Annotated in this window: 17 protein-coding genes; 8 read left to right on the plus strand and 9 right to left on the minus strand. The window is 70.9% G+C overall.

Annotated features, from left to right (window positions below; translation table 11 throughout):
- The first annotated feature begins 1 nt into the window (after position 1).
- From ACSSVZ_RS07120 to ACSSVZ_RS07155, 8 genes are all read left to right on the plus strand, one after another.
- A complete protein-coding gene (locus ACSSVZ_RS07120) occupies positions 2-2,401 on the plus strand; it encodes a xanthine dehydrogenase family protein molybdopterin-binding subunit (protein WP_453969095.1) in 2,400 nt (799 codons plus the stop codon).
- The gene (locus ACSSVZ_RS07125) at positions 2,398-3,444 is read left to right on the plus strand and encodes an amidohydrolase family protein (protein ID WP_453969096.1); all 1,047 of its coding nucleotides are present in this window, start codon (positions 2,398-2,400) and stop codon (positions 3,442-3,444) included. The genes ACSSVZ_RS07120 and ACSSVZ_RS07125 overlap by 4 nt, the downstream gene beginning before the upstream one ends.
- Positions 3,445-3,538: 94 nt before the next feature.
- Entirely contained in the window at positions 3,539-5,182 is a 1,644-nt protein-coding gene (locus tag ACSSVZ_RS07130; protein WP_453969097.1) for a UbiD family decarboxylase, read from the plus strand.
- Positions 5,183-5,292: 110 nt separating this feature from the next.
- On the plus strand, positions 5,293-6,270 hold the full coding sequence (locus ACSSVZ_RS07135; RefSeq protein ID WP_453969098.1) for a Bug family tripartite tricarboxylate transporter substrate binding protein: 978 nt from the start codon (positions 5,293-5,295) through the stop codon (positions 6,268-6,270).
- Positions 6,271-6,339: 69 nt separating this feature from the next.
- Complete coding sequence (locus tag ACSSVZ_RS07140) at positions 6,340-6,780, plus strand: tripartite tricarboxylate transporter TctB family protein (protein WP_453969099.1); 441 nt, start codon at positions 6,340-6,342, stop codon at positions 6,778-6,780.
- The gene (locus ACSSVZ_RS07145; protein WP_453969100.1) at positions 6,771-8,261 is read left to right on the plus strand and encodes a tripartite tricarboxylate transporter permease; all 1,491 of its coding nucleotides are present in this window, start codon (positions 6,771-6,773) and stop codon (positions 8,259-8,261) included. Before ACSSVZ_RS07140 ends, ACSSVZ_RS07145 begins: the two co-directional genes overlap by 10 nt.
- 81 nt (positions 8,262-8,342) lie before the next feature.
- Positions 8,343-8,579, plus strand: a complete 237-nt coding sequence (locus ACSSVZ_RS07150) for a hypothetical protein (protein WP_453969101.1) — start codon at positions 8,343-8,345, stop codon at positions 8,577-8,579.
- Positions 8,580-8,584: 5 nt separating this feature from the next.
- Positions 8,585-8,800, plus strand: coding sequence for a TRAP transporter large permease subunit (locus ACSSVZ_RS07155; RefSeq protein ID WP_453969102.1), 216 nt, complete (start codon positions 8,585-8,587; stop codon positions 8,798-8,800).
- A gap of 25 nt (positions 8,801-8,825) precedes the next feature.
- Here the strand turns inward: ACSSVZ_RS07155 and ACSSVZ_RS07160 are convergent, their stop codons facing one another.
- The 9 genes from ACSSVZ_RS07160 to ACSSVZ_RS07200 all read right to left on the minus strand — a co-directional run bounded on the left by ACSSVZ_RS07160 (position 8,826) and on the right by ACSSVZ_RS07200 (position 19,408).
- Complete coding sequence (locus ACSSVZ_RS07160; RefSeq protein WP_453969103.1) at positions 8,826-10,388, minus strand: TolC family protein; 1,563 nt, start codon at positions 10,386-10,388, stop codon at positions 8,826-8,828.
- Positions 10,389-12,290 carry an FUSC family protein gene (locus tag ACSSVZ_RS07165; protein WP_453969104.1) on the minus strand — a complete coding sequence of 634 codons (1,902 nt, stop codon included), beginning with the start codon at positions 12,288-12,290 and terminating at the stop codon, positions 10,389-10,391.
- Positions 12,274-13,320 (minus strand): multidrug transporter subunit MdtN, encoded by a 1,047-nt coding sequence (gene mdtN, locus ACSSVZ_RS07170; RefSeq protein ID WP_453969106.1) that lies wholly within the window; start codon positions 13,318-13,320, stop codon positions 12,274-12,276. The genes ACSSVZ_RS07165 and mdtN overlap by 17 nt, the downstream gene beginning before the upstream one ends.
- Positions 13,321-13,324: 4 nt before the next feature.
- Positions 13,325-13,675, minus strand: coding sequence for a YtcA family lipoprotein (locus ACSSVZ_RS07175; protein ID WP_453969107.1), 351 nt, complete (start codon positions 13,673-13,675; stop codon positions 13,325-13,327).
- A gap of 9 nt (positions 13,676-13,684) precedes the next feature.
- Positions 13,685-14,578: a hypothetical protein gene (locus ACSSVZ_RS07180; RefSeq protein WP_453969108.1), complete on the minus strand. Its 894-nt coding sequence runs from the start codon at positions 14,576-14,578 to the stop codon at positions 13,685-13,687.
- Between the two features lie 8 nt (positions 14,579-14,586).
- The gene (locus ACSSVZ_RS07185) at positions 14,587-15,984 is read right to left on the minus strand and encodes a glutamate decarboxylase (RefSeq protein WP_453969109.1); all 1,398 of its coding nucleotides are present in this window, start codon (positions 15,982-15,984) and stop codon (positions 14,587-14,589) included.
- A 41-nt stretch (positions 15,985-16,025) separates the two neighbouring features.
- Positions 16,026-17,141: a linear amide C-N hydrolase gene (locus ACSSVZ_RS07190; protein WP_453969110.1), complete on the minus strand. Its 1,116-nt coding sequence runs from the start codon at positions 17,139-17,141 to the stop codon at positions 16,026-16,028.
- 144 nt (positions 17,142-17,285) lie between these two features.
- Positions 17,286-18,041 (minus strand): hypothetical protein, encoded by a 756-nt coding sequence (locus tag ACSSVZ_RS07195; RefSeq protein ID WP_453969111.1) that lies wholly within the window; start codon positions 18,039-18,041, stop codon positions 17,286-17,288.
- Positions 18,038-19,408, minus strand: a complete 1,371-nt coding sequence (locus tag ACSSVZ_RS07200) for an amidohydrolase family protein (RefSeq protein WP_453969112.1) — start codon at positions 19,406-19,408, stop codon at positions 18,038-18,040. The genes ACSSVZ_RS07195 and ACSSVZ_RS07200 overlap by 4 nt, the downstream gene beginning before the upstream one ends.
- Between the last annotated feature and the right edge of the window lie 39 nt (positions 19,409-19,447).

The raw sequence follows: 19,447 nt of genomic DNA on the forward strand, positions 1-19,447 counted from the left end.
GATGACCGTGACCGACGCCCCCACCGGCTTCAAGTACGTCTCCCGCAAGCGCCGGACCAAGGAAGACCGGCGCTTCGTCACCGGGCGCGGCCGCTTCGTCGCCGACATCGAGCTGCCGGGCATGAAGCACGCCTGCATCGTCACCAGCCCGCATCCGGCGGCGCGGATCGTCTCCATCGACTGTGCCGAGGCCCGCGCGATGGACGGCGTCCACTACGTCCTCACCGGCGACGAGCTGCACGCCGAGACCAGCGAACTCCTGAGCGGCCTCGACCTGCCCAACGTCCACCGCTATCCGATGGCGGCTGGTGTGGTGCGCTATGTCGGCGAGTGGGTGGCGGTCGTTGTCGCCGACAGCCGGTTCGTCGCCGAGGACGCCGCCGAGACGATCCTGGTCGACTACGAACCGCTGCCCTTCGTGATGGACCCGGAGGAGGCGTTCGAGCCGACGTCGACGCCGGTCCATGCCGAGCACGGCTCCAACGTGCTGTTCCACCGCCAGTTCGTGTGGGGCGACGTCGACCGCGACTTCGCCGCGGCCGAGCACGAGCTGTCGTTCCGGGTGCGCTGGAACCGCAACTCGGCGGTGCCGATCGAGACCTTCGGCGTCATCGCCAGCTGGGATCCCGGCACCGAGATCCTCGACGTCTGGGCATCCATCCAGATGCCGAAATACCACGACCAGATCGCCCGGGCGCTGGGCCTCCCCGGCAACGCCGTGCGGGTCCACTACGACGTGGACGTGGGCGGCAGCTACGGCGTCAAGCGCGGCATCAAGCAGTCGGTGGTGGCGAGCTACCTGGCGCGCAGGCTGGGCTTTCCGGTGCGCCTCATCGAGGACCGGCTGGAGAACATGACCGGCGGCGACGCCCACGGGCCGGACCGCATCTTCGACGTGGCGGTGGCGTTCTCCGGGGAAGGCATCGTCAGCTCGCTGCGCATCCGCGCCCTCGACGACGTCGGCTGCTATCCGGGCCGCGCGCCGCTGCAGCTCGGCAAGCCGATCGGCGCGATCGTCGGCCCCTACCGGATCGGCAGCGCCGCCTACGAGGCGATCTCGGTCACCACCAACAAGACCAGCCAGGAGGCCGTCCGCGGCTTCGGCCAGGCGCCGACCAACTACGCCATCGAGACGGCGATGGACCGGGTGGCGCGCCATCTCGGCATGGACCGGCTGGCGCTGCGCCGCGCCAACTTCATCACCGCCGACCAGTTCCCCTACACGATCCCGTCCGGCTCGACCTACGACAGCGGCGACTACCACGCGGTGATGGACAAGCTGGTCGACTTCGCCAGGCTGGAGGCGCTCTACGCCAAGCGCGACGAGCTCCGCGCCCGGGGCGAGCTCGCCGGCGTCGGCCTGTCGACGTGCCTGGAGCCGTCGGGCGGCAACTCGGCCTTCGAGCCGCTGTTCAACCCGAAGAACGACACCACCACCTGGATGGAGTCCGTCCAGCTGAAGGTGGATCTGTCCGGCACCGTCACGGTGATCATGGCGACCTCGACCTCCGGCCAGGGCCACGAAACGATGGCCTCCACCGTGGTCGGCGAGGAGCTCGGCATCGACCCCGACCGCATCCGGGTGCTGCACGCGGACTCGCTGTCCGCCCTGCCGTCCAACAGCCCCGTCGGCAGCCGCATGGCGATCATGCTGGGCGGCGCCGCCTCCCATGCCGCCCGGAAGATGCTGGGCCGCATGAAGCAGATCGCCGCGCACCAGTTCCAGCTGCCGGCCGACCGGATCAGCTATGACAGCGGCAGCTTCGCCGTCACCGACGATCCGTCCCGTTCCCTCAGTTGGATGGACGTGGTGCTGATCGCCCACCGCAAGTATCACCTGATGCCGGCCGACATGGAGCCGGGCCTGCAGGAGACCTTCGTCTGGGAGGTGCCGACCGGCGGCAGGATGCCGACCGAGGACGGCCGGGTCCAGATGTACCCGTGCTACTCCTTCGAGGCCCACATCCCGCTGGTCCACGTCGACCGGGCGACCGGCAAGGTGTCGATCCTCGACTATTTCGTCGGCCACGACTGCGGCACCCAGATCAATCCCGACATCGTCCACGGCATGACCTTCGGCGGCGTCGCCCACGGCATTGGTGCCGCCCTCTACGAGTGGTTCGAGTACAACCCCGAGGGCCAGCTCCTCGCCGCCACCTTCATGGACTACCTGATCCCGTCCGCCCACGAGGTGCCGGAGATCCGGATGATCGACCACTGCACGCCGTCGCCGCTCACCCCGCTCGGCCAGAAAGGCTCGGGCGAGGCCGGCTATCTCGGCGCCCCCGCCGCGATTTCCAGCGCGGTCAACGACGCCCTCGAACCGCTCGGGCTGGACATCATGAGCCTGCCGATGCGGCTCAAGGACCTCGGCAGACTGATCGCCACCAGGCCCGAATGACCCGGACACGTTTCACGCGCAACACGGACCCGACCATGATCATCGACACCCACGCCCACCTCGTCGCCGAGAGCTTCAATGACGACTTCGCCAAGCGCGCCAGCGAGTTTCCCTCGGTCGCGGTGACGCCGGCCGGCAAGACGTTCTCGCTCGCCTTCAACAACGGCAAGCCGACCCGGCCGGTCAGCCCGAAGCTGATCGACATGACCGAGCGCATGCGCTGGGCCAACGGTCGCGAGATCACCCATCAGGTGGTGGGCGGCTGGCTTGACATGTTCGGCTACGAGCTGCCGGCCGAGGAAGGGGCGCGCTGGTCGCGCTTCCTCAACGAGCAGATGCTGCAGGGCATCGAGCGGCAGGGCTGGCTGGTACCGCTCGCCACCGTGCCGCTGCAGGACGGCCGGCTTGCCGCCGAGGTGCTGAAGGAGGCGATGGGCCAGGGGTTCCACGGCGCCATGATCGGCACCCAGCCGAAGGGGACCAGCGGTGCCCTCGACGATCCTGACCTCGACCCGTTCTGGCAGACGGCGTCGGACCTTGGCGCCACCCTGTTCCTGCATCCGATGTTCGGCTGCGACGATCCGCGGCTGCACGACTTCGGCCTGATGAACGGCGTCGGGCGGGGCATGGACACCTCCATCGCCGTGGCCCGGCTGCTCTTCTCCGGCCACCTGCTGCGCTACGAGGGGCTGAAGATGATCCTCTCCCACGGCGGCGGCGCGCTGCCCTACATGCTCGGTCGGCTGATGCGCAACTACGACATCCACAACGGCGAGTTCGCCAACCCGCGCGACGGCTTCGCCAAGCTCTACTTCGACAGCGTCGTGTTCGACCCGGCCGCCCTGCGCTTCCTCTGCGAGGTGGCCGGCGCCGACAAGGTCGTCCTCGGCTCCGACTATCCGTTCCCGATCGGCGACCTGGAGAAGCCGCTCGACGTGGTCGGCGAGGCCGGCTTCGACGAGGCGACCACCTGGAACATCCTCGGCAACACCGCGGCGAAGCTGTTCCACATCGAGGGCGGCTGCAACTGCGGCCGCCACTGACCCGCCGGCCGGCGGCCCGCCCGTCGCCGGCCCCGCCACGCCACGCATGCGGGAGCCCCCGCATCGGGACCTGACGCCAGAACGGGGATCGCCCATGAGCACCGCCGCCGCCGCAGGCTATCGCGACCTTCACGACCACATCGCCGAGCTGGAGCGTCGCGACCTGCTGGTGCGCGTCGACCGCCCGATCGACAAGGACGCGGAGATGCATCCGCTGGTGCGCTGGCAGTTCGTCGGCGGGCTGCCGGAGGAGGCGCGCAAGGCCTTCCTGTTCACCAACGTCCGCGACGGCAAGGGCCGCGCCTACGACATCCCGGTGATCGTCGGCGGACTGGCCGCCAACCGCGCGGTCTACGCCACCGGCATGGACTGCGACCTCTCCGCCATCCAGGCCAAGTGGGACGCGGCGATCGCCCGTCCGATCGATCCGGTGGAGGTCGACGACGCGCCCTGCCACGAGATCGTCGAGACCGGCGACATCCTGTCGGAGGAGGGGCACGGCATCGACTGCCTGCCGATCCCGGTGTCCACGCCGGGCTTCGACAGCGCGCCGACGCTGAGCGCCACCAACGTCATCACCAGGGATCCGGAGACCGGCGTCCAGAACATGGGCACCTACCGGTGCGCGCTGAAGGCGCCGGACCGCCTCGTCGTGCGCATGGCGACCAGGGTCGGTGGCGCCGGCGGCTACCAGCATTATCTCGGCCACCAGAAGCGCGGCGACACGGAAATGCCGGTGGCGATCGTCCTCGGCTGCCCGCCCTACGTGGCCTTCATGGGCCCGCAGAAGCTGCCGCTCGGCGTCGACGAGTTCACCGTCGCCGGCGGGCTCGCCGGGGCGCCGATCCGGGTGGCGCGGGCGAAGACCGTCGACCTCCTGGTGCCGGCCGAGGCGGAGGTGGTGATCGAGGGCTACATCGACACCACCAAGGTCGAGCCGGAGGGCCCGTTCGGCGAATCCCACGGCCACGTGGCGCTGGAGGAATACAACATGCCGATGCGCGTGACCGCGGTGACGCGGCGGCGCGACGCGGTCATTCCCTCCTACATCAGCCAGGTCGCGCCCAGCGAATCGAGCGTCATCAAGCGCGTCGCCTACGAGCCGCTGTTCCTGCATCACCTGCGCGACCAGATGGCCATCAAGGGCGTCAAGAAGGTCTCGCTGCACGAGCCGCTCACCGGCCTCCTGCGCGTCACCGTGGTGACGGTGGAGGCCGGCACGCCGCCCACCGAGGTGTGGCGGGCGCTCTACGGCGCGGCGTCCTTCAAGGGCGACTGCGGCAAGATCTGCATCGCCGTCAACGACGACATCGACGTGGACAGCCCGGACGGCATCCTGTGGGCGATGGCCTACCGGGCCAATCCCGTCAACGACATGCTGACCCTGCCGCACCGCGGCCAGGGGCACGGCCCCAAGCGCGAGCACGCGGGCGAGCAGGATTCCACGCTGCTGGTCGATGCGACGATGAAATCGCCGATGCCGCCGCTGGCGCTGCCCGCCCGCGAATACATGGAGCGCGCCCAGGGCATCTGGGAGGAGCTGGGGCTGCCCAAGCTGGCGCCCAAGTCGCCCTGGCACGGCTACTCGCTGGGGGCGTGGCACGCGGTCTGGGACGCTGCGGCGGCGCGCGCGGCCTCCGGCGGCTACCTGGAGAACGGGCGGATCAGCCTCGACCAGCAGCGCCCCGGCGTGAAGCCGGAAACCCGCTTCAACCCCGACACGGGAGAGCCCGACTAGATCCGACCAGGCACCGCGGTCGCGTCGGCCCGATGGGCCGGCGGCCGCGCCCGAACCGTCCGCAAGAGACGGGAAGACCCGAAGACCACATCCAAAAGGAGGAAAACACGATGACTGCGAGGAAGCTCTTTCTGTCCGCCGGCGCTGTGGCGCTTGCCGGGCTCATCGCCGCGCCGGCCAGCGCCGTCGCCCAGGACTATCCCACCAAGCCGGTCCAGATGATCGTGCCGTTCGGCCAGGGCGGCGCGACCGACCAGGTGGCGCGGATGATCGCCCCGCTGCTCGAGGACAAGCTCGGCCAGTCGGTGGTGATCGTGAACCAGCCGGGCGCCGGCGGTGCCATCGGCCTCGCCAACCTGGCGCGCGCCCGCGCCGACGGCTACACCATCGGCATCGGCTCCGACACGACCCTCGGCTCCCGCCCGATGATGTCGGACACCGGCTACACCTCCGAGAGCCTCGCCACCATCGCCCGGATCGTCGAGATCCCGTCGGGCGTGGCGGTGCGGGCCGACAGCGACTACCAGACGCTGAACGATCTCGTCGACGCCATGAAGACCGAGGACCTCACCTATTCGGGCTCCGGCGTGGCCTCCGGCCCGCACCTGGCGATGGCCGTGTTCCTGGCCGAGAACGACGTCGAGGCGGTCTTCGTCAACTCCAACTCCAACCAGGAGGGCCTGGTGAAGCTGCTCTCCGGCGAGGTCGATTTCCTCACCGGCGGCGGGTCCAACTTCCCGTCGCTGTTCGACGAGAACGGCAAGGGCGACATCCGCGTGCTCGGCCTCGCCGCCGAGGAGCGCTGGCCCTACCTGCCGAACGTGCCGACCTACAAGGAGCAGGGCTTCGACTATCTGCGCTCCCAGTGGTTCGGCTTCGTGGCGCCGGCCGGCACGCCCCAGGAGGCGATCGACACCCTCGCCGGTGCGATCGAGGAACTGGTCGCCGATCCCGCCTTCCAGGAGCGGCTGAAGGAATTCTACTTCAACCCCGCCTTTCTCGGTCCGGACGCCATGCGCGCCCAGATCCAGGAAGAGGAAGACAGCATGCGGCCCATCCTCGACGAACTAGGCCTGCTGAAAAAGTGACGGAGAGCGGGGGCCGGGCAGGCGCTCGGCTCCCGCCCGCCTGTCGGTCCATGCAGGGAGGGTGATGCTGTGGCGATAACGAACGACAACACGATACCGGGCGCGGTGCTGCTGGGCCTTGCCGGTGCGGTGGCCTGGATGTCCGTGGACATGGGCTCCGGTGCGGCCGGCGCGACGCTGGCACCGAACTTCTTTCCCCTGGTCTGTGCCGCCGGGATCGCGCTGTGCGGCGTGGCCCTGCTGGCGCGCGGCCTGACCGTCGGCGGCAAGCCCCTGCCGGCTCTCGTCGATCGCCGGTTCGCGGTCGTCGCGGTCCTGCTCGGCATCTATTTCTGGTGGTTCGCCCAGATCGACTTCCGGGTCGGTGCGTTCGTCGTGGCGCTTGGCACTCTGCTCGCCTTCGGCATTCGGCGGCCGCTTCTGCTGGCCCTCTATCCGGCCGGCTTGACCGCCGTTCTCTACCTTGCCTTCACCGAAGGCTTCGGCGTGGTGCTGCCGTCATGGAACTGATCGGATCCGCCGACTTCGTCCAGGCGATCGGGCTGGTGGCCGATCCGTGGGTGATCCTGTTCGTCTTCCTGGGCGCGGTGATCGGCATGATCTTCGGCGCGGCCCCGGGGCTGACGGCACCCTCCGCCATCGCCCTGTTCCTGCCCGTCACCTACGCCATGGGCCCGACCACCTCGATGGCGCTGCTGCTCGGCATCTACTGCTCGGGCTATTTCGCCGGCTCCATCCCGGCGATCCTCATCAACACGCCGGGCACGCCGAGCGCTGCGGCCACCGCGCTCGACGGCTACCAGATGGCGCGGGCCGGCGAAGGCGACCGGGCGCTGTCGGTGGCGGTGATGTGCTCGTTCGTCGGCGGGCTGTTCTCGCTGCTGCTGCTGGCCACCATCGCGCCGATGCTGGCCAAGGTGGCGCTGTCGTTCACCTCGGTGGAGTATTTCTCGTTCGCCCTCGTGGGGCTCGTCTGCGTCGCCGGAATCTCCCAGGGCTCGCTGACCAAGGGCCTCGCCGCCGCGCTGATCGGCGTGCTCGTCTCCACCGTCGGGCTCGACCCGGTCAGCGGCGTCGGCCGCTTCATGTTCGGCGAGCCGAACCTGATGGGCGGGGTGCCGACGATCAGCGCGCTGATCGGCCTGTTCGCCATCGGCCAGATGCTGCTGCTGTCGAAGACCGGCGTGGGGGATGCGCAGATCCTGCCCACCCAGACGCCGGCCTCCCAATGGTCGGTGGTGAAGGACATCTGGCGCAACAAGTGGCTTGCCTTCAAGTCGGCCGTCATCGGCAGCCTGATCGGCGTGCTGCCGGGCACCGGACCGGCGATCGCCTCGTGGGTCAGCTACTCCGATGCGCTGCGCACGGCAAAGCCCGGCGACAAGTTCGGCCGCGGCGAGGTCAAGGGCGTGATCGCCTGCGAGGTCTCCAACAACGCGGTGACCGGCGGCGCGCTGGTGCCGCTGCTGACGCTCGGCATTCCCGGCGATCCGGTGACCGCCGTGCTCATCGGGGCCCTGATGATCCAGGGCGTCCACACCGGGCCGTTCCTGATCGCCCAGAACGGCGCGCTGTTCGTCTCGATCCTGCTGCTGCTGTTCCTGTCGAACGTCTTCATGGTCGGTCTCGGCCTGTGGGGACGCCGGCTGGCGGCGCGGCTGCTGAGCATCCCGCCGGGCGTGCTGGTGCCGACGATCTGCCTGATGGCGGCGGCCGGCGCGTTCTCGCTCCACAACAACGCCTTCGACGTGCGCCTGGTGCTGATCTTCGGCGCCCTCGGCTATCTGATGATGCGGTTCGACTTTCCCACCGCGCCGGCGGTGCTGGGGATCGTCCTGGGGCCGATCCTGGAGCAGAACCTGCGCAACGCGCTGACGGTCAGCCGGATGGATTTCACCGTCTTCGTGACCCGTCCGGTGAGCGCGGCGAGCCTGCTGGTGGCGGCGCTGCTGCTCTATCTCTGGCTGAAACCGCGCCCGCGCCGCGACTGACCGGGAACGCCGCGACGCATTGTCCTCCCCGTGTCGCGAGCGAAGAGGGGCCGCGGCGATCGGACATGGAGGGGGACAATCATGCCGGGTTTTGCTGCCGGGACCGCGACGGCGCTCGCGCTGGCCTTGCTCGCGACGGGCGCGTCTGCGGAAACCTTCACCTACGGATCGGGGGTGCCCGAGCGCTCGTCGGCGAACCGCGCCGGCGTGCTGCCGCTGCTGAAGGCGATCACCGAGGCGACCGACGGCGCGGTGTCGTTCACCACCATTCTCGGAGGACAGCTGGTCTCGCTGCCGGGCGCGCTGGCTTCGACCTGATCTGGATGGGGATCATCATCGTGAAGTTCATCGAGATCGGCCTCGTCACGCCGCCGGTGGGCCTCAACGTGTTCGCCGCCAAGTCCGTCGCGCCGCCCGAGATCGGGCTCACCACGATCTTTCGCGGCGTCAGCTGGTTCCTCCTCGCCGAGGTCGTGGTGATGACGCTGCTGTTCCGGTTCCCCGGCCTGACCCTGTGGCTGCCCGGCCTGCTCCTCTGAGCCGTTTCGGGCCAACCATGCCGTCTCAGCGGGTGGTCCGGGCCGGGGCGTCGTTTGAGGTCATTGTGCCCAGCGAGAACGCCAGCGTGGCGGCGGCCGCCAGCGCCGCGGCGTGGGCGTCGGCCTGGGCCTGGCGGGCGTCGAGCAGGCCGGTGTCGGCCGCCGTCGCGTCGGTGATGGTGCCGACGCCGCTGCGGTAGGACTGCAGCGCCGCGTCGTAGGTGACGTCGGCGGCGGCGACCAGCTCGCTTGCCGCCGCCTGGGCGGCCAGCGCGGTGCGCAGGGTGTCGCCGGCCACGACGATCTCGCGGGCGGCCGCATCCTGCGTCTGGGTGAACGTTTGCCGGGCGCTCTGCGACAGCGACTTCGCCTGTTCCAGCTGGGCCTTGCGCAGCCCGCCCGAATAGATCGGGACGGCGACGCCGACCAGCACGCCGGCCGAGGTCGACTGCTGGCCCACCCCCGGCAGTCCACTGACGGAGAAGCTGGTGCGGTCGCTGGCGGCGATGCCGCTCAGATAGACCTTCGGCAGGAACTCCGCCTCAGACGCGCGGATGCCGGCCTCGGAGGCCTTCAGCCGCGAATAGGCGGCGAGCACGTCGGGGCGCCGGGCCAGGGCGGCCTCGATGACCTCTTCGGTCGGCGCGCCGACCGAGCGCGGCAGCCGGCGCCCGGCGACGTCGCCGATCCGCATGTCGGTCATCGGCGAGATGCCCATCGCCGCCAGCAGCCCCTGGTAGGCGTCGCGCCGGGCGCCCTCGGCCTCCACCAGGCGCAGCTTCGACTGGGCCACCTGCTGGCGCGCCTGGGCCACCTCGACGCTGGTGCCGATGCCGCGGTCCATGCGCCCGTCGGCGGCGTCCTGGATCAGCCGGCTGTTGGCGAGCGCCTGCCGCGCGGCGCGTTCCTGGGCGCGCGTGGCGCCGTAGCGGTAGTAGGCGACGGTGACGGCGTAGATCACCTGCTGGTGCGCGCCGGTGAAGGCGACGTTGGCCGCGAACGAGGTGTGCCGCGCGGCTTCCGCGTTGGCGCGGCGCTGGCCGAAGTCGAACACCAGCCACTCCAGCAGCACCGCCGGGACGACGCCGTCGACGGTGGTGGTGAAGGAATCGATGCCGGTGATGTTGTCGGGAAGCGGCGTGCGCACCCGCTGCGCGCCGCCGATGACGGTGGCGGTGATCGTCGGCAGGAACGTCGCCTCGGTCATGCCGACGGCCAGCGCCGCCTGCCGCGCCTCCTCCCAGGCGAGGCGCGTCGACGGCGTGTTGCGCGCCGCGATGTCGATGAGCTGCGGCAGCTCGTAGGTCTCGCCGGCCACCAGCTGCGGCGGCGGGGCGAGCCTGGCGGCGGCCGGGTTGGCCGGCGCCGCGAAGTCGGCGGGGCCCGGCGCCGCGGGCGTCGTCTCGCCCTCCGGCAGCAGCGCGGAGCCGGCGTTCGCCGACGGCGTCCACGGCTCGGACGGCGACTTCGGCGCCAGCTTCAGCGCGTTGTCCGCGCAGCCCGCGAGCCCAACCGCCAGCGCCAGCGCCGCGACGACGCCGCATCGGGCGATGCGCTCTTCAGGGGGGCGGCGGCGTTCCGGCGTCATTCAGCCCACGACCAGGTCTTCGATGCGCGCCACCTGACCACCGATCCCGTCGCGGGCGCGCGGCGGCTCCGGTGCGTGCTGGCGCCACGGCCGGGCACCGTGAAGGGCATCGGCCGCGGCGGCAAGTCTTTCCGAGGCCGCCGCAAGATCCGCGGTGGACAGGTAGATCTCCGGCGCCAGCGCCTCCGCCGCGGCGATCAGCGCCGCCAGCCGGCGCACCTCGTCGTCCTGCGGCTGCTGGCCGCGCGGCTCGAACGGCAGCAGGAACAGCCCTTCCCGGGCCCGCCCGAGCGCCACCGCGGCGGCGGCCACGTCGTCGCTGCGGTCCCGCCGCGACGGCGGCGGCGCCGCCGCCGCCCGCGCCAGCGCGCCCAGCGCCTCGACCAGCCGGTCGCGCACCGCCGCGACGGCGCTGCGCGGCCAGATCCCGGTGAAGATCACGTAGACGATGACGTTGCCGAGCAGGATGCCGGCGATGCGGTCGCCGGCGTTGCTCATGTCGGTGCTCGGGCCGAAGCCGTTGAGCACCGTCAGCAGGAAGGCGAGGCCGACCTGCACGCCGGCATAGGCGATGCGCTCGCTGCCCGCCGCCACCCAGCCGGCCACCAGGATGCCGGCGAAGACCAGCGCCATCAGCCCGCCGATCGACTGCAGCTCGGGGACCACGAAGACGATGGCGGCCACCCCCATCGCCGCGCCGACCAGGCACCCGGCGATCCGCAGCGCCAGCTTGTGGACCGTCTCGCCGGTCGTCCCCAGCGCCGCCACGTAGCAGGTGATCATCGCCGTGTGGATGCCGTCCCAGCCGATGCCGGTGTAGATCAGGTAGCAGATCATCGCCGCCGCCGTGGTCTTCAGGGCGTAGCGCTGGTGATCGGGGTTGGTGAAGGCGTCGGCCGCCAGGAACGGCGGCTTTTTCGGCCTGGGATCGGCGCCGCCGTCCGGGGCGGCGAGCCCGTCCAGCGCCCGCCACGCCACCGCCTCGGCCGGCGAACCGGGGGATTCGGCGCGCGACGGCGCGGACGGCCGCTGTCGGGCGCCCAGCTCAGCTGCGGCCGCCCGGCACGCCGCGGCAAGCCGGGTGCGCGCCATCGTCGCCTCGCGCGGCAGCGCGGCGGCCGCCACCAGCAGCCGGTAGCTCGTCTCCACCGCCCCGGCCAGCCAGCGCGTCCGCTCGGCCGGCACCAGGTGCAGGAGGCGCGCCGTCTGCACCTTCTTGGCCAGGTCGTCGTTGCCCTCGGCGAGCAGCGCGTCCACGGCTTCGGCGCCGCGCCCGTCCCGGTTGTGCCCGTCCCCGCCGCGCCCGTCCTCCAGGGCCTGCGCCACGGCGGCCAGGCGGTCGCCGATGCGCTCGGCGGCGAGGCTGTGCGGGCCGCGCCCGAGGGCGAGGCAGAAGCCGATCATCAGCACCATCGGCATCACCGCCATCTCCCAGGCGTACTTCAGCCCTTCGGAGGCGACGATGCCGGCCGGCACGTCGCTCGACAGGGTCATGATGAAGGCGATCACCAGGCCGATGATCGCGCCGGTCTCGCCGAGCGAGGTGGCCGAGCTCAGATAGAGCGTGACGAACGAGGCGGCCGCCATCACCAGGAGGCGCAGGAAGGCGGACTCCATGGTCGCCGTCATCAGCGGCGACATCACCGCGACGATCACCGTCGCCAGCCCGATCAGGCCGACCGCCTGGCCGATCGTCTCGCTGGCGTCCGGCCGCATCAGGAAGATCACCAGATAGCAGCTGATCGCCGCCTCCGGGATCTTGTAGAGCATCGCCGTCGCCGTCACCAAGGCGCACAGCAGGGCGATGCGCCAGGCCATCGCGAAGCGCCCCGGGAAGGGCCCGAGATCCCGCACGGCGCGATCGAAGATCGCCGGCCAGGTGGCTTCAGCAATCGGTGTCATCGTGCACCGTCGCGGTTGCCGAGCCGCCCATGCGCATCAGCGCGGGCGGCGGATCCAGCAGCCGGATCCGCACCGGGAACCGCTGTGCCACGCGCACCCAGTCCAGCGAGCGCGGCACGATCGGCAGCCCGCTCGGGAGGGTGATGGTCTGCTCGGTGGTGACGCCCCAGCCGGCGCTCTCGACGCGGCCGCGGATCGCCACGCTGCGGTCGGCGAGCGCGTGCACGGTGGCGCAGCTGCCGGCCTGGATGCGGCCGAGCTCGGTCTCGACGAAGTTGGCGCTGGCGTACCAGGCCGAGGTGTCGATCAGGGTGAACACCGCTTCGCCCGGCAGCACGAACTCGCCGGTGCCCACCGTCAGGCCGGCCACCCGTCCGTCGTGCGGCGCCCGCACCACGGTCGCCTCCAGTTCGTGCTCGGCGATGGCGAGTGCCGCTTCGCGCGCCTGCACGAGGGCCTGGGCCGCCGCGGGGTTGCCGACCAGGGCGTCCGCCGCTTCCGCCTGGCGCTGGGCCTCGCGCAGGCTGATCTGGGCGTCGCGCCTGGCGGTGGCCGCGGTGTCCACCTCCTGGGCGCTGACGTAGCCCTTCGGCGCCAGCGGCAGCAGCCGGTCGAGGGTCGCGGTGGCATAGGCGAGGTTCTCTTCGGCGCGGTCCACCTGCCCGGTGGCGATCTCGGCGTTGCGCTTCTCCGCCTCGATCTCCCGGCGGCGGTCGGACAGGGCGGCCTCGGCGATCGCCAGGTCGCCCGCCGCCTGCTCCACCGCCAGCTGATAGGGGGCGGGGTCGATGCGCAACAGGACGTCGCCCGTGCGGACGGCGGCGTTCTCGCTGACCGGCAGCTCGGCGATCCGCCCGGACACCGTCGCGGCGATGTGGACGACGTTGGCGGTCAGCACCGCTTCCTGGGAGAGCGGGTTGAGGCGGGCGGTGCGCAGATGGTTCCAGCCGAGGATCGCCGCCGCCACCACGATGACCACCGCGACGAGGGCGCCGCCGACGCGCGACGCGTGGATGTGCCCGCCGCTCATCCCGTCACCGCCCGAAGACCAGGGTGGACATGACAAGGCCCGCCACCGTCGCCACCCCCAGATAGACGAGCAGCCGGGCCGGCAGCACGTCGTCGAGCCCGATCCGCACGAACACCACCCGCACCACGATGGCGATCACCACGCCGGCGAGCGTGCACAGCAGCCAGGAGGGGAAGTACGCCCCGATGAACGGGATCGCCGGCGCCGGCGTCGGCGCGCAGCCGCCGAACGGAACGGCCAGCAGCGCCGCGCCGGGCGCACTGATCCGGCCCGCCGGCGGGAGGAGCCGGCGTCGCCTGTCGCGGCCGTCAGCGCCGGTGGGCAATTCGGGAGGGGACACGGCCACGACTTTCACCGACTTCACTCATCCGCCCGCGGCAGTGCGGCTCTCGCGCATGAGCAGGAGGGCGCCGACGAAGAAGCACAGCGCTCCGAACCACAAATGCGCATTGCTGACGACCGGAATCCAGCCCGGCTCCGACCGGCTGGGAACGTAGGCTAGGATCGAGGCCGTCATGAAGGCAATGCACCCGACGAGATTGACGAAGACGATCCACCAGGCGAGTTCCCGCGGGCGCCAGCTCCAGTAGGCATGCCCCGCCTCGATGAAGGCAAGATAGCCGGACACGAGAAACAGGATCGAGCCGATCATTCCCGGCACCCAGATGGCGAGATCCTGCATCAGCCACGTCGACGGCGCGATGATCGCGTCGAACGTGTTGAAGTTGAAGGCGATGGTGCCTGCGAACTGGCTGAGGGTGCTGAGCCAGCCCGGGCTCTCCGGATGCCAGCCGATCAGCGCGATCCGGCCGGGCCGGGCATCGGTCGCCGGCCGCTCGGGGCCGAACGGCCCGGCGTTGGCGGCCTGGAAATGCTGCAGGTAGCCCGCCGTCGTGAACGGGATCGACCCGAGAAAGAACACGATGTTGATCGGCATCAGGGCCGGAACGCCCCACAGCTGATTGACGAGCGTCAGCCCGCAGCCGGTCATGAACAGGAAGGCCCCGACCGCGAACACCAGGCCGGTCAGCCAGTTGTAGCGCGCGGTCTGCCAGACCGGCGCGCGCGCCGGATCGAGGCCGCGCGCTTCGTGCGCGAGCCCCTTGCGGTGCTGGCGTGCCCGCCAGATCCGCAGCCGCCCGCCGTGCCGGTAGCGGCGCTGGGTGACGAACGGCCAGGGACCCGATTGATGGATGGGCTGCGCCCGGTGGTCGGCCGCGTCGGGGCCGCCGGGCGCAGGCGCCGTTCGATCCTGCATGGGCCGCGTCAATGATGGAAGCCCGACGCCTCGTGCTTGGACATCGATTCCTGGATCGGGTGGTCCTTGAAGTGCTCGAGCGCCGCGTTGATGTGGTCGACGAGCAGCGAGCAGAGGTCGTAGCTCACCCCGTTGCGCACGAGAATGCGCTGGATCGCCTGGTCCTGGCGGTTGGCGGGCAGCGTGTAGGCGGGCACCTGCCAGCCGCGGACCCGGAGCCGGTCCGCCAGGTCGAACAGGGTGAAGCCCGGGTCGACGCCCTCCTTCAGCTTCCAGGAAACCGCCGGGATGCCGTCGGCCGGGTTGCCGTCGAACACGATGTCGAAGGGCCCCATCTTGGCGATCGCGTCGGCGAGGTAGGCCGCGCTGACGTAGCAGGCGTCGTGCACCTTGCGGTAGCCGTCCCGGCCCAGCCGCAGGAAGTTGTAGTACTGGCAGACGATCTGCCCGCCGGGGCGCGAGAAGTTCAGCGCGATGTCGCGCATGTTGCCGCCGAGATAGTTCACCCAGAACACCATCTCGTCGGGCAGATCCGCGTCCTCGCGCCACAGCACCCAGCCGACGCCCAGCGGCGCCAGCCCGAACTTGTGGCCCGAGGCGTTGATCGAGCGCACGCGCGGCAGGCGGAAGTCCCATTCCACCTGCGGCGCGCAGAACGGCGCCAGGAAGCCGCCGCTGGCGCCGTCGACGTGGAGGGGGATGTCGAGGCCGGTCCGGGCCTGCAGGTCGTCGAGCGCGTCGCTGACCGCCTTCACCGGCTCGTACTCGCCGGTGAAGGTGACGCCCAGCGTCGGCACCACGCCGATGGTGTTCTCGTCGCAGCGGCTCAGCACCTCCTCCGGGGTCATCAGCAGGCGGCCGTCCTCCATCGGGATCTCGCGGTGCTCGATGTCCCAGTAGCGGGTGAACTTGTGCCAGCAAATCTGCACCGGGCCGGTCACCAGGTTCGGCTTGTCGGTGGGCTTGCCCTCCGCCCTGCGGCGCGCCTCCCAGCGCCGCTTCATCGCCAGGCCGCCCAGCATCGCCGCCTCGCTGGAACCGGTGGTCGAACAGCCCACGCCCTGCTCCGGCTGCGGCGCGTTCCACAGGTCGGCGAGCATGCGGACGCAGCGGGCCTCGAGCTCGGCCGTCTGGGGGTACTCGTCCTTGTCGATCATGTTCTTGTCGATGCAGTCGTCCATCAGCTGATGGACTTCCGGCTCTTCCCAGGTCTGGCAGAAGGTCGCCAGGTTCTGCCGGGCGTTGCCGTCGAGCATCAGTTCGTCGCGCACCGCCGAGTAGACCCGGCGGGGATCGCGCTCGGCTTGCGGAAAGCCGGCCTTCGGCAGGGCGAGCAGCAGGTCCCCCGCGCCGTAGGTCTCGTCGATCGTGCCGTCTGGCTGAAGGGTGGGGCGGCCGGTGGCCATGACGTTCTCTCCTCGGCTGTGGGAATGGGGGCTGCGGCTGGTCAGGCCGGTCGCGTCGCCGGCTGCAGGTCCGACGCGGCCAGGGTCGCCTCGGCGGCGCTCTTCAGCGACAGCACCCGCGGTGCCGGGGTGGCGGCCAGATCGGCGAGGTCGAAGCGCACGAAGTTCAGGCTCCGGTAGTCCCGGACGTAGAAGCGGCCGCGTGCCAGGTCCGACAGGCTGGTCCAGGCGGTGAACTCCGTCGCGTAGTCCGTCGCCCCGTCCTGGGCGAGACCGGCGACTTCCATGTGTCCGCCGCCGTCCTCGGGGTAGTCGATGGTCGCGCCGCGCGGCCGGTCGAAGTTGTTCATGATGTGGGCGAGGGTCTGCACGGCGAGATCCGGCGTCGCCGCCTTCTCGGTGAAGTGGGCATAGTACGCCGCCCGCACGAACCGCCCGACGGAGGTGTTGGAGGCCGGCAGCGCCGCCGTGGCGATGCCGGAATCCGGCTGCACGGCCTTGTAGGCGCCGAACGTCGCCGACGAGCGGTCGACGTTGGTCAGGTGCGTGTAGTTGTCGAGGTTGGTCAGGTGCCAGTCGAACTGCGGGCCGTTGGTCATCACGCCCACCGGGTTGTCGTAGACGGTCATCTCGCCGCGGTGGAACTCGATGACGATCGACGCGCCGCCGGCGTCGTGGACGACGTAGTGGAAGGGCGATTCCACCCCGCCGAGGATGGCCAGCGCCTCCAGCACCACCGGCTGGTCGGCGAGCGCCGCCTTCAGGTCGGCGACCCGGGAAAACGTGCCGAGCGCCCAGGCGCCGAGGTCGGAGGCCGAGAGAACGGCGCGGGTCATCTCGACCGGCTTCCGCGTGCCGCCGGCCGCCGGGTAGGAGAGCACGCTGAAGGTGAGGCCTTCCGTGTTCAGGCCCTCCAGCACCTTCAGGTCGCCGAGGCCCATCGGCGCGTCGGCGGTCGGCACCCGTCCGGGCATGGCGACCGCCAGGAAGGCGTGCTCGCAGGCAAACGCCAGGGCCGGATGGCCGGTCACCTCCGACGAGAACGCATGTCCCTTCGGAAAGAAGACGAGCTGATAGGGCAGGTCGACCGTCAGCTCGAGCGTCCGGCCGAAATAGACCTGGCCGCTCTGGTCACTGTAGAGGAGGGAGGTGCACATGGTGGCTCACTCGACCGGAGATGGAGGGAAGCGGGTGGGGAAGACGTGCGCAGGGATCCTTGTCCTGCTGGATGGCTGGCGCCGGCCGGCGCCGCCGGAAGGCAGTCGGGAAGGCCGGGACCGGGCTTCCGCCCGACCCCGAGGCTAGAATCGCAGTGTCGCCCCGACGAGCGGGCCGCCCATGTCGACGTCGAGGCTCGTCTCGCTGTCCTCGTACTCGATCGACATCTGGCGGTAGCCGGCGGAGATCGAAAACCTGTCCGATATCCGGTAGTTGACCGTCCCCAGCAACTGCCACGTCGTGCGGTCGTCGTAGCCGCCGACGTCGCCGTAGCCGGTGATCGACCACTTCGGCGACAGCGCCGCGCGCATCCGCAAGCCGACGATCGGATCGACCCAGGAGAGGGAGCGGCTGGCCGAGGCCCCGAGGCTGTAGTAGGGCGCGATCCGCGCCTCCGCCGAGACCGACGCGTCGATCTGCCAGGCGCGGACGCCGCCGACCACGTCGACGGTGAGGTCCGGCCGGCTGACCACGGAATAGCCGGCGGCGATCGACTCGGAGGTCTGCGTGAGGTCGCCGTCGACGGAGACCGGAACCGGCAGCTTGCCGGTGATGCTGCCGCTGTCGGAGAGCGACACCCAGGTGAAGTCGCCGATCACCACGAACCGGTCGTAGCGGGCGCTGCCGGTCAGGAAGAACGCCCCGTTGAGGCGGTCGAGGATGTCGCCGAACGTCATGTCGCTTTCCAGCCTCGGCCCGCCGGCGCGCGGCTGGATCTCGCTGGCGGAGCCGGCCGCCCAGCCATAGGGCGTCAGCTGGAACCGCCAGCCGTCCGCGGCGTGGGCGGCGGGCGCGGCGAGGGCGGCCAGGGCCAGGCCCAGCGTCACGGTGCGGATCATGCGCGGGTGTCCTTGTAGATCTTTCCGTCCTTCATGATGAGCCGGAGGTTGGTCTCCGGATCGCCGAGGAAATCGAGGCTGCGGGTCGGGTCGCCGTCGGCGACCAGGATGTCGGCGAAGGCGCCGGGCTCGATGACGCCGAGCTTGCCGTCGTAGGGGTTGCGCGGACCCGACAGCCGCAGCAGCTCGCCGTTCTTCGCGGTGGCGATGGCGAGCAGCGGCAGCGGATCGTAGAAGCGGGTGAGCTTGGCCAGCTGCCGTCCCTGGCTCGGCAGGTTCAGCGGGCTGAACAGGATGTCGGTGCCCCAGGCGGTCTTCACGTCGTGGGCGATCGCCAACTGGTAGGCGTTGACCGTGCCCTCGGCGACCTGGAGCTGCTTGGCGCGGGCATCCGGGCCCGACTTGATGTTGGCGTCGTCGTCGGCCAGGAACGGCTGGAGGCTCCACCAGACGCCGGCGTCGGCCATCATCCGCACGGCCTCCTCGTCGGCCAGCTGGCCGTGCTCGATCGACTGCACGCCCGCTTCGACGGACCGCTTGATGCCGCGCGGCGTGTAGACGTGCGCCATCACGTAGGTGTTCCAGTCGCCCGCCGCCGCCACGCCGGCCCGCAGTTCCTCGGCGGTGTACTGGGTGGTGTCGAGGGGGTCGTAGGCGGAGGTCACCCCGCCGCCCGCCATCAGCTTGATCTGCGAGGCGCCCAGCATCAGCTGCTCGCGGACCCGCCGGAGCACCTCGGCGCGCCCGTCGGCGATCGCCGACATGCCGACGCGCTCGCCGTAGCTGACGTCGCCGAGGGCGGCGGGGACCTCGTGGCGCATGCGGAAGTCGCCGTGGCCGGAGGTCTGGGTGATCATCGCGCCGGACGGGTAGATGCGCGGGCCGTGGACGATGCCCTGGTCGATCGCCCGCTTCAGCGCGAAGCTCGGGCCGCCGGCGTCGCGGACGCTGGTGAAGCCGCGCATCAGGGTCCGCTCGGCCTCGCGGCCCGCCACCAGATAGAGGTAGCCCGCGTCCGAGGTCATGGCGGTCAGCTCGGTGATGCCGCACAGCATGGCGTGCCAGTGGGCGTCGATCAGGCCCGGCATCACCAGCCGGCCGCCGCAGTCGAGGACTTCGGCGCCCTCGATACGGTCGCCGACGTCCGGAAGTCCGGCGATCCGGCTGCCCTCGACCAGCACCGACACGCCCTCGCGGACGCCGCGGTCGAGGCCGTCGAACAGGCGCAGGTTGGTCAGCAGCAGCGGCCGGTCCGGCGCGCGCGGCTCCGGGGTGAAGGCCTTCGCGGCCCGGGCGGCCAGGAAAGGCGCCACGCTTGCCGCCGCGGCGCCGACGAGCAGGGCCCGGCGCGACAGGTCGGCCGTCACCTTCGCGCCGACGGCAAGCGACGCCGCGCCGCCGCAGCA

This window comes from Amorphus sp. MBR-141, assembly GCF_053628695.1.